The sequence below is a fragment of the Pseudomonas sp. P5_152 genome, from assembly GCF_033989915.1.
Taxonomy (GTDB): domain Bacteria; phylum Pseudomonadota; class Gammaproteobacteria; order Pseudomonadales; family Pseudomonadaceae; genus Aquipseudomonas.
The window spans coordinates 40,647-50,744 of the sequence record NZ_JASFAH010000003.1; the positions used below are offsets into that span (position 1 = coordinate 40,647).

12 protein-coding genes are annotated in these 10,098 nt (G+C 52.8%); all 12 read right to left on the reverse strand.

Annotation, left to right across the window (positions count from 1 at the left end):
* Positions 1-32: 32 nt before the first annotated feature.
* The 12 genes from trbC to QMK50_RS27475 are packed head-to-tail and all read right to left on the reverse strand — an operon-like array spanning position 33 to position 9,268.
* Positions 33-665 (reverse strand): type-F conjugative transfer system pilin assembly protein TrbC, encoded by a 633-nt coding sequence (gene trbC / locus QMK50_RS27250; protein ID WP_320334601.1) that lies wholly within the window; start codon positions 663-665, stop codon positions 33-35.
* Positions 662-1,633, reverse strand: coding sequence for a conjugal transfer pilus assembly protein TraU (traU, locus tag QMK50_RS27255; RefSeq protein WP_413787334.1), 972 nt, complete (start codon positions 1,631-1,633; stop codon positions 662-664). The genes trbC and traU overlap by 4 nt, the downstream gene beginning before the upstream one ends.
* 8 nt (positions 1,634-1,641) lie before the next feature.
* On the reverse strand, positions 1,642-2,280 hold the full coding sequence (gene traW, locus QMK50_RS27260; protein ID WP_320334603.1) for a type-F conjugative transfer system protein TraW: 639 nt from the start codon (positions 2,278-2,280) through the stop codon (positions 1,642-1,644).
* Positions 2,277-2,633, reverse strand: coding sequence for a type-F conjugative transfer system protein TrbI (trbI, locus tag QMK50_RS27265; RefSeq protein ID WP_320334604.1), 357 nt, complete (start codon positions 2,631-2,633; stop codon positions 2,277-2,279). Before trbI ends, traW begins: the two co-directional genes overlap by 4 nt.
* Positions 2,620-5,196, reverse strand: coding sequence for a type IV secretion system protein TraC (traC, locus tag QMK50_RS27270; RefSeq protein WP_320334605.1), 2,577 nt, complete (start codon positions 5,194-5,196; stop codon positions 2,620-2,622). Before traC ends, trbI begins: the two co-directional genes overlap by 14 nt.
* On the reverse strand, positions 5,193-5,786 hold the full coding sequence (locus QMK50_RS27275) for a TraV family lipoprotein (protein ID WP_320334606.1): 594 nt from the start codon (positions 5,784-5,786) through the stop codon (positions 5,193-5,195). The genes traC and QMK50_RS27275 overlap by 4 nt, the downstream gene beginning before the upstream one ends.
* Positions 5,783-7,093 carry a TrbI/VirB10 family protein gene (locus QMK50_RS27280; RefSeq protein ID WP_320334607.1) on the reverse strand — a complete coding sequence of 437 codons (1,311 nt, stop codon included), beginning with the start codon at positions 7,091-7,093 and terminating at the stop codon, positions 5,783-5,785. Before QMK50_RS27280 ends, QMK50_RS27275 begins: the two co-directional genes overlap by 4 nt.
* A gap of 1 nt (position 7,094) precedes the next feature.
* Entirely contained in the window at positions 7,095-7,811 is a 717-nt protein-coding gene (locus tag QMK50_RS27285; RefSeq protein ID WP_320334608.1) for a type-F conjugative transfer system secretin TraK, read from the reverse strand.
* Positions 7,798-8,364 (reverse strand): type IV conjugative transfer system protein TraE, encoded by a 567-nt coding sequence (gene traE, locus QMK50_RS27290; RefSeq protein WP_320334609.1) that lies wholly within the window; start codon positions 8,362-8,364, stop codon positions 7,798-7,800. Before traE ends, QMK50_RS27285 begins: the two co-directional genes overlap by 14 nt.
* Before the next feature lie 4 nt (positions 8,365-8,368).
* The gene (gene traL, locus QMK50_RS27295) at positions 8,369-8,662 is read right to left on the reverse strand and encodes a type IV conjugative transfer system protein TraL (protein WP_320334611.1); all 294 of its coding nucleotides are present in this window, start codon (positions 8,660-8,662) and stop codon (positions 8,369-8,371) included.
* A 22-nt stretch (positions 8,663-8,684) separates the two neighbouring features.
* On the reverse strand, positions 8,685-9,005 hold the full coding sequence (locus tag QMK50_RS27300) for a type IV conjugative transfer system pilin TraA (protein WP_320334610.1): 321 nt from the start codon (positions 9,003-9,005) through the stop codon (positions 8,685-8,687).
* A gap of 56 nt (positions 9,006-9,061) precedes the next feature.
* Positions 9,062-9,268, reverse strand: coding sequence for a TraY domain-containing protein (locus QMK50_RS27475; RefSeq protein WP_413787335.1), 207 nt, complete (start codon positions 9,266-9,268; stop codon positions 9,062-9,064).
* Between the last annotated feature and the right edge of the window lie 830 nt (positions 9,269-10,098).

A 10,098-nucleotide genomic window follows, 5' to 3' on the forward strand; every position in this document is an offset into this window, starting at 1 on the left:
CCATTTTCGATAGTTGACCCAACCCGGTTGTTTCACGTGCGTTCGCCCAGGTAACGGGTGGCCACATCTTTGCATTCGCCGTCTTCGGCGATAATTTCCAAGGCGCGATCCAACTTCACGTTGCCAATCAGGCGGTCGGACCTGGCTCCGCAACTCACCACCAGTGCCGGCACAACGTTTACCCCGTATTGCTTGAATAGGGTTGGATCGACCTGCACACCACCGACGTTTTCAGGCTGGGCCAGATCCATGAGGTAGGCAGCAGTACGTCGGAAGTCATTACCGATAAGCCCGCGCATGACCACCGGAATGCCCAGCCGGTCCGCATCGCGAATAATCTTGTGCATGCCCTCAGTGGGGATTGAGGACGAAACGAAGTAGATGACGTCCGGTTTTACCTTCTCCGCACCCTGCGCACCGGCAGCCTCCTGCTGCTTTTGAGCCAACTGGTCGATCCAGAGCTGATCGAATGTCTGCGTGGTACCACCGAGCTGCAGCGGTGCCTTTAGTTGCCGCAGGATTTGCTCCTTGGCTTGCTGCTGGTCGATGAATGCGCGCTTTTCTTCAAGACTGTCGGCATTGGAGGTAAGCGCCAAACTGAGCAGTACAACAGCCTGTAGAGAACGGAGTTTTAAGGACAACATATCAATCCCTTTGATCGTCATAGGATTACGCAGTTACGTTTGCGCCAGAGGAGGTAGCCGTAGTTTTTTCGCGAGTTCGGTGGGTTGCGACCGGCTTCCCAGCGCAATACAGAGGCCCCCAAGGGATGACAGGCGGTGCTATCGGGGAACATGTTCACCATCTGATAGCGATAGCGTTCCTTGGGAATAATCGGAGAGGGGTACTCGAAGCAGACGGCCGTATCGGCACCAACGGAGTTCACGATCATGCCCTGGCGATGGAGCTTGAAAGCCATGCGCTCCGAAAGAAGGATCGAGGACATGATCGGGTTGAATTCGTTGGAAACCGACCCGGTGAAGGGGTACATCGAACCATGCGCACCTGCACACCAGAACAGTGTGCTCAGTGGTAAATAGGTACTGGCAGCCACGGCATCGACAGCGCACGCAGACTGAGCAATGAGATTGCCGAACAGCAAAGCTTCCGGCTGGATCATCAGCGACAGGTTGCTGTCATTCCACAAGGGATCAAGTTCGGACAGGTAGCCAATGTCCATGTCGCCGCCTTGCATACAAGCGACGTCGGTGATGATGTTGAGCCAGTTGATCAGCGGATATTTGTACCAGTGAACGTGGTAAAAGCCGCGAGACGCCTCAAGTTCTGACTGACCACCGGTGCCGGTACCGATCTTGCCCGCGTTGAGCGAGAACCCCCCCATATTCACCATACACATAGGTGATCGGCTGACGTCGGTCATTGCGAAAGGCTCCCAAAAGCCGATCGCGATGCCAATCCGCCAGAAAATACCCATAGGACAAACTTGAATAGGCGAAGCGGGGTTGGGCGGGTCAGGATATTTCCCGACGGATACCTTCGCGGATCCAATGGAAATAGGGAAAATACAATCCCAGCACACGTCGGTGATGGGGTTGACCCAGCGACCTTCACATTCAACATCTGCTGCGCTGGCACTTAGGGATATCCCTAGGAACAGGGCAAGGATGGTCATCCGACGGATCATGATTCATCCCCCGCAACGAACTGTTCAACGATCAGATGGGACTTGTCGAGACCGGCAGTTACACGTGCCGGTACCGCTTTGATGCCTAAGCGCTGGACCAGAGTGCCGCCTTGATCGAAGTACATCCGTACACCCACGGCATCGCTGGCATCCTTCACATTGCCATTCACCAGAATCACTTTGTATTCGAGCGTGGACGGTTGCTGGGCCTTGATCCATTTGATCTGAGCCGGATCGTCGGCATCAATGAAGTACAACGTCTGGTTGAAGCTGGTGTAGGTCAGCGGGTTGACCACCACACCCTTGCGGACAAATATCCGGCCGTTGGTATCGCGCTTGTCGTCATCGACGACAAAGGAGGGGTTGAAAGTAGTCCGGGTGTACTCGGTGGCACGGGTTATGCCTTCCACGGGTGGAGGTCTTAGGGTGTTATCAATGACACGTTGCTTGAATCTTTCCTGTTCACGCGCCAGGGTGCCGTTGGCCTCCAACTGGCCGAGACGGCCATGGATGAAATCGAGAAAGTCGGTTTCCGCGATCGGAAAAGCATCACCGATTACACCTAGGTCTGTAGCAGGAACCGACGGCAAGTAGAAAGCTAAAAGCAAAGCAAAGCTGCGGGCAATTGAGGTCATGGCTCAGTCACCTGACGCATCTTGGCCGATACGCTTTGCTGTATCTGCGGCGTAATGTCCTTTGTGCCGCTAATAACAGCTGCTTTGACCAGAATGATGACGCGATGCTTGGTTTGATACTCCTGGAGGCTGGCATCTAAAGCTTGGCTAAAACGCTCAGCAAGCTGCTCCCGCTGTGTATTGGAGATCTTTTGTTCCGCGCTTTGCTTGGTGAAGGCATCGATAGTGCTTCGCACATCCACGCTGACTATGCTGGGATCGGCATAACGCTGGATGGCAACCGAAGCTCCTATGGTGGCGACCCAGAGCAACAAAGCCAACAATGCGTACAGGTCGTGTTTATGCGATCGCATTTTCTAACCTCTCCATTTCTTCCGGATAACGAAGCAGAGCTAGCTCGTAGATCGCTTGTTCTGCGCTGGCACCCTCGCCAGTGCGTTTCTCGCGGTACTCGAAATCGGCACCGGAGGACGAAAACATCACCCGGCTGACTGGATCGACCAGCAGGCGGTGGAACGACGTGCTGTCATCGATCTTGAGCATCAAGCTGCTGAACCAGTTGTCCTTGGCCGAACCGAATCGGCTAATCACCCGCTGCTCCAGTTCGGTGAACTGGCCCTCATTACGGCGGTTGTATTGCTTGAACTCGCTGGAGTCCTGCTTGAGGGTGCACTTGGTCGAAGAGTTACCCCAAGCTGCCTGGGCAGCCTTCGAGGCTTCGAAATCTTTGATGTTTTGAGTTATGGTGAGGAAGGCGCCGCGATGGCGGCGAACGGTGCGATAGCCCTTCTCGATGAAGTGCTCAGTCTTCTCATTGCCGCCAGAAATCAGGGCCCAACCTTCGTCGATGACGCAGAGTTTTTTCTGGCTACGCGGGGAGCGGTACATCTTCCCTTCGATGTAAATCATCAGTGAGAACATGACAGCCGCCAGGAGGTCGGGTTTGTCACTTAAGCCACCCAGTTCCAGGACCACATACTTGGCATCACTGGTCAGTGAGGGGGTGCTGCTGTTGAAGTACTCCCCGTAAATTCCATAGCTGCAGTATTTCTCCAGCAGCTTGACGATCTCATCGATACGGCCAACGATTGAACTGCCAGCGCTGTAATGCTTGCCCTCACGAGCTCCGTTGAGAAAATCCACCACATCGTCGATGCGGGCATCGTTTTCTTTGGCTTTCCAGGCCTGCTGTACCGCATCGAGCAGCACCGCTTCATGCACCTTGTCGAGCATGCCGTCGGGGTCGGCGAGTACCGCCAGTTGGTCACGAATTCGCTCAGCGTCATGGCTGATGTCGGAGACGTTGGCAAATGGGTTGAATTTCAGGGCCTGGCCGTCGAGGTAAACCCCTCCGACGTTGGCACAGAAACTCTTGTAGGAATCGCCCATATCGATGGTCCAGGCGATACCCCCACTGTCGAGCACCTGCCGGATAATGCCTTGGACCAACACTGACTTGCCGGCGCCGGAGGTACCAGTTACCGCCATGTTGTAGTTGGTGTTCCCCAAACCGTCACTGAACATGTCGTAGAACGCTGTTTGTCCACGATAGGAGGGGATCAGAAGCCCTTCATTGCAGAGTCGAGAGTCCGCCATGATCGGGAACAGGTTGGCCGCTTGCCAGCTTTCAGCGCGGCAAGTTGCCCCGGTTTTGCGCAGGTCATCCCACAACCCTTCGGTGGCCACAAAAGGAAACATGGACAGGTAATTGCGCAGTTGCATGTAGGTGGGGGCGTACATGCTTAGGCCATTTTTCTTGAAGGTATTTTGCAGCGCACGCTCACACGACAACGCGGCCTCATCATCGTCTGGCGTGAACAGGCTGACGTTAAAGTAAAAGTAGGCCAGGGCTGATTCGTTACTGAGTAAGCGGCCGCGAATATCTCCCCACTCCTTGGCCTGCGTCACTGTACTAGGCAAGAATTTGGCGAAGGTGGAGTTCGCTTTTTTGTCCATGTCGAAGAACTTGCGAGTCGCCTCACCCTGAGACGAGGGCTGATCCTGGACCTCAACGATGTAAGTCATCACAAAGGGGCAAGGGATGGTATTTTCCGGCTGCAGCAGGTTGCTGATATTGTCACCGGCCTGCCACAGGTAGAACGTCTCGGGGTTGCTCTCCAGCATGAAGTTCTGGATGCGTGTACGGATCTGTCGTCCCAAAACATCCTTGCGCTCGGTCAGGATGTAGTCGGGCATCACCTTGAGGGTCAGGTCGCGCTCGACGATTTGATGGTGAATTTCTTCTGCAGGGTTGTAGTGGTCGGGATATGGGTCGATTTGGTCAGGATCGTGGTTAACCAACTCACGTAAGGTCGAAAGCAACCCTTGCATGTTGACCGTTTGGGTTTTCAACTGGGCACCTTCCAGTGCCGATCGGAGAACCTTTTTAAGGTTGGCCAGCTCATGCAGCCGCGCCGTGGTAGGGCGTTTGCAGGACTCTCCGTAGGTGAAATACAGCTTGAAGTCGCGAAGCGACAACGGCAGACCAGGTCGATTGTTGAAGACGTCCCGGGCAGCCTGGCGGTAGTAGGCACGGGTGATACCGTTAAATTTCTCGGCGTGCTCACCGGTCCAACTGAAATTGCTGAGACCTTGATCGATGATGCCTCCCACGGCCTTGCTGGAGACCAATGTCACCATCAACGGCGTCCCACGAGGCAATTTCGCTAACAACAATTCATTGATTGCTTCGACGATCGATTCGTTGGCACCAATCAATGGCTCAGCTTCGAGAATGAAGCCGATACTGCCCTCGTTGATCATCAAGTCACCCCCATTCTCTTGCAGCCGGTACGGCAGCAAGCTGGAAAGCGACGGGAAATCCAGCTCTTTCAGGGCATCGTTAGCCTTTTGAGCACCGTCCTTGCCATTGACCGCGCTGAACAGGTCAGCAACCGTGCGCAGGAAATCGTTCATGGCTCGTACCTATCGCGCCAAGTCGTTGGGTTTCTCACGAAATACAGCTCGGCGGGAGCGTGTACGGCATCAATGCCATCGATGTAGGGGGCAACCCAAAGGCTTACAACGGATTCAATCTCGCGCTGCGGAGCACGCATCGACGGTGGACAATCAGCCAGTGTGCAGGTCTGTGAAGGCTTGATAGGGCCAGACGTAACAGGTGTGGCCGGAGCGGAAACGCCAGGAAGGACATCAACGGGGATTAACGAAACCGGCGTAAACGGAACCGAAGGCGCATAACGGAGCACCTGAGTAGGCATCAACGAAATTCGGTTCATCCGAACAGGCACTAAAGAACGGGACATGTCGATCAAACTGGGCAGTCGTGCGCGGCCAGTCCCCTCCCCTTTTCCTGAGGATTGACTGCGGGTCGACGAGTACTCGCGCTTCTCTGTTTGGTCCTTTTCCTTGGCCATTTCATCGGCCTGACGCATCGTCATACAGCTATCGCTGGCCACTGCCTTACAATCGAAATCGTCCTTCATGCCCGCGCAGCCCGTTAAAGTGAGGGTGATGCAGGCGATCAGATACCGGCGATAACTCATCATTGAGAGGCTCCTGGTAAGAATTCGCCGAGTTGGACTTTTGCTTGGTTGAGCATGTCGGCAGGTACATTCGAAAGGGGTTGGGCGACAGTCGATTTGGCGAGGTCGTTGTTGCCCGCCGCTTTGGCCTCTTCATCCTCGACGTACTCGATTCGAAAACCTTTCTGAAACACGATGGTGACGGGTGTACCTGCACCAATTGGGATGACTGGGTGGTACTGTTCAGCGCGTTTGATGTAGTAATCGGAGAGCATGCGGCCGGAGCTGCCGATGCCACCCCCTACCCCGCTCTTGCCAACCTGGCTGGCAGACACATCAGCGGTAGCACCTATGCCCACACTGGTTTGGCCCATTTGTTTAAAGCCTTCACCAATGCCCTCCAGCCCTCCGCCAAGAAATGCCAGGCCGAGGATTTTCCCGCTGCGCATGACTGGAGTGCCCTTGATACCGTTCTTACCGTAGAAGTTCGCGTGCCCTTCGACGCGCATGTCGATAGATTTACCTTCTAGCGCGCAGGACAGTCGATGGGTGCGAACTTCAACACGCTCGCTCGAGATGTCGCCGTAGGCTTCAGCCGTGACGAAGCAGCCAGACAAGTCGTACTCTGCTTGGTTGGGCATGCGCAGTTTTCCGGTCAGGCGAAACTGCATGGGCGCCGTGTCTTCAGCTCCAGTTACTGAGGCATTTGCGTCAGCCCCTTCGATCACAGTTGCTTCGCTGTAGCTGCCGCTGAGGATCAGTTGGCCCTTGGGCTTGGATTTTTGCGCATAGCTGAAATTGGTTCGCTCAATTTGGCCTTTCACGGGCGGTGGCGGCTGGATAGCGTATTCGGGCCGTGGTAACGGTGCCCCGGGCTGACCAAAGTTAAATTGGTTGTAGGCCGAGGCTGGATCGGGGATAGATCCGCCCGGCATCAGTTGGCTGGATTCAGTTGATTGGCTGGAAAAGTCCGGTGTCAGAGTTGCAGCTTCTTGCACTGCCTGCTGGTTTGCCCGCAGCAATAGGTTCTCAGCCTTAAGATCCAGGGTTTGCGTTTCCAGCTCATCGAGTCGGTCATAAACGGTCTTAAGTGATTTCTGGTTGTCGCGGTCATTGGCTTGGTGGTCGGCAATCAGTGATTGGGTCAACTTTTCATCGAAGGAGTTGGTAACCACACCGGTCATATCGATGTTTTCCGGGGCAACCACCTGCTCCTCGGGCTCTGACTGTGTCAGCCACCAAATACCACCGCCGCCGAGCGTTAGGATTCCACCGATGAAGCCCGCAATGATCCATTGCTGCTTACCAACTTTCTTGTTCAGGTTCTCCATATCAGCGATCGCTCCGTGACGTAGTCAGAGTGATCATCAGCGTCGCCTCACGCTCAGGGCCAAGAGACCGCATATTTCGGTCGATGTAGACGCTACGGACACCACGGGCCCAGAACATGCCGCCATTGAGTTCAATGTCGTAGGGTGACGTATTACGCACAGTGAGCTTGAGCACGCGCACCTCATCACCAACCCAGGCTTCCAGAGGAATGACTTTTAGGAAGGTGGAAGCATTGCCTGCAGGGGCATAGTCGAAGTTTTTGGAGGCAACGAAGCCGGCCGGTATTAGGCCATTGAGTAGCTGTTTGTTCAGCTCAACTAGCATTTCCTCGTAGTTGAGGCTTTTCTCCCAAGTTGCAGCCGCGGCACTCCCGCGAGCCAACTTGTTGCTGACCTCATATGTCCTACCAGGCCCAGCGATAGGACTGGCTAACACCGAGAAGAAAAAGCCTTTCTCCGTTTCCACGAAGAATGTGATTGGCTTCTCTACGGTCGTGCTGAAGACCATGGCGCCATTGGGCGTGTTTTCCTTACTGGTGATACTGCCCATATTGCTCTGAAGCACTGTAATGCGGTCGTCATGCACAGCAATGGCGTTGGGGCTCTCATTACTCACCTGAATCGTGATGTTGCTGTTCGGGGTGATGACGAAGGCGTTGTCAGCTTGAGCGCAAGTGGTCGCAAGAAACACCAACAGTGCAGCACTAGTCTTTCGCATCGGTGACCTCCAGGAAGTGTTTGAGAGAGGCGACACCGTTGTCGAAGGTGAACTGCAGCTGATAATGCTTACTGCTCGGTTCAAGTGGCCGTTCGCCGGAGAAATACCGGATGGTTCCACGGATATCCACTAAGCCACGGCTAGGGTCTATAGCCACTTTGTTCTGAAAGAACGCTGAAGTAATTTCGTTGCGCTGAATCTTTCTTGCTTCGTCAAAAAGTACCGCTGCGAGGCCAGGCCGTGCTTCTTCCGCCACGTAGGACAACAGCATCTTGTGCTGACCCTCAATGGTTTCTGGGCTAACGTTAAGGCGCAGTAAGATAAAACTCATACCAAGCATCTGTAGATAGTTTGAATCAGCTCCGGTGGAGCTAATAGAGAAAGGTTTATCCAGCAACATCGGCACTAAGTGGCGAGGTTGTTCAAGGCGCAAAGCACGGTTATCAAGGGCAAGAATGATCGTGCCGATCATGCTGGTGCCTAACAGTACCAACAAACCGATATACAGAAACGCAACGACCTTGGATTGCCGTTGTTTGGCAGAATATTCCATCTCACTATCTCAACCAGTGCCGGTAACAGGAGTCGGGTAGTCTTTTGAAGAAACCACGGAATAAAGTGGTTGGTAAATACCAATAGGCTACGTTGTACAGCCACATGGACCCCTTACCCTTTTTAACGTGGCGTATGGAGACCCAAACAAGAGTGGCGATCACCAGGAAAATAAGAGGCTTTGACGTCGCCATGCCGATTAGAGCAATAGGTAATGTCGTCAAAGCCTCTTCAAGAGGTAAACCAAAAATTCTGGTTTGCTCATTCAGCGTCTTGGGGAAACGGTATTTGTCACGCATTTTATCCAAGACACTGCTTCCTTTACTTAGCCAGACCGAAGCCAACTGAGGTGAATACAACCACAACAATGGCGCCCATCAGTAGCATCATGTTCTTCGTCTTGATGTACATAATGGTGCCCACGATAACTTCCGCCAGGATCAACCATTTGGCCATGGTCGAACCTGCGCCAAAGGTCTTGCTCACCGGAGCCGCAGCACTGGAAAGCATATCAGTACCGCCAGTGGCGTGCGCAACGCCAATCACACCTAGGCTCAGTAGAAAAGCCAACAATACTTTGGTTGCGCGAAGCTCAGCTACATAGTTGCGAGGTTTGGAAAACATCGTATGAATTTTTTTCACGGCTATGTCCTAAATTATTAATTGATCGTTAAATATTAGGTGTTTCTACTGGCAGCTCAATCGTCGTTTTCGATTGCTAAAAACGTTACCCCTTTTTTGGTAATGATATTGTGGTTGGAAGCTTTAAACCTATTAAGGTGATCTATTACCCGTACTTCGATTTCAGCTTTTCTAGATCGACCTGACCTTTGTGCACATATAGACGCTTGATCAGCAATTTCAGGTGGCAAGTGGATAAGGATTCCGACCCTGGTTTCCGCCATTGAAATTTACCTCCATATCAATATATTCAGGCAAAGCTAGCCTGCGGTATTCAGTTTACCGTCGCGAATATGGAGGGTGCTAAAATCATTCACAAGCGATTTTTACTCAAGTGCTGAGTAATGACTCTGTTGCTTGCGGGTTGTAATAATTAACTTATATATAAATATAGATAAACTGCATATCAGAAATTTCCCAATACCGTTCTAGAAACTTCCTACTTGTCAGTAGAAAAATCCCAAACTCTTTTTGAGAACTAATTTAGTTGAAAAACATTTTGGTTTATGGCCTTTTAGCCGCGTTCTTGATTTGGAAACACCAGGGCTAAGCCCTGTCACCAAGGCCAGTGAAAAAAGCGGGCAGACTCCACTAGCCCCCGTTTTTCACCGGCTAGATTTACAGCAATCGTTGAGCTTGGATGGGTTTAACCGTCGAGCATCCAGGTGCAGTGTTGCTGCATGTGCTGTGGGAACCACTCCAATCTGCGAGGGAATACGTCTGCAGTCAGCGATACCCTCAGCTGGCCAGCAAAGTGACTCACGTATGGATTGCTGTCGGCGATTGCATCATGGACACCAGGTTGCAGTTACCAGGGCTCACTGCTTTCCCAGCTTGAGTCGAGTAGCGCGAATCTGGATAAACATGCTCAAATTTCAGTGTAAAACCTGAAAAATGAGCCGTTTGAGGACATTGGTGGTGCATGAATTTGCTTTTTCATGCTTTGACGATTAGTCTCTGCTAACGATTACCAAACCGATTCGAGGGGCGTGATGGCCGTGGATCTCTCAGCGATGCGCAAGTTGTTCAAGGATGGGGGCCTTAAGACCGCCAT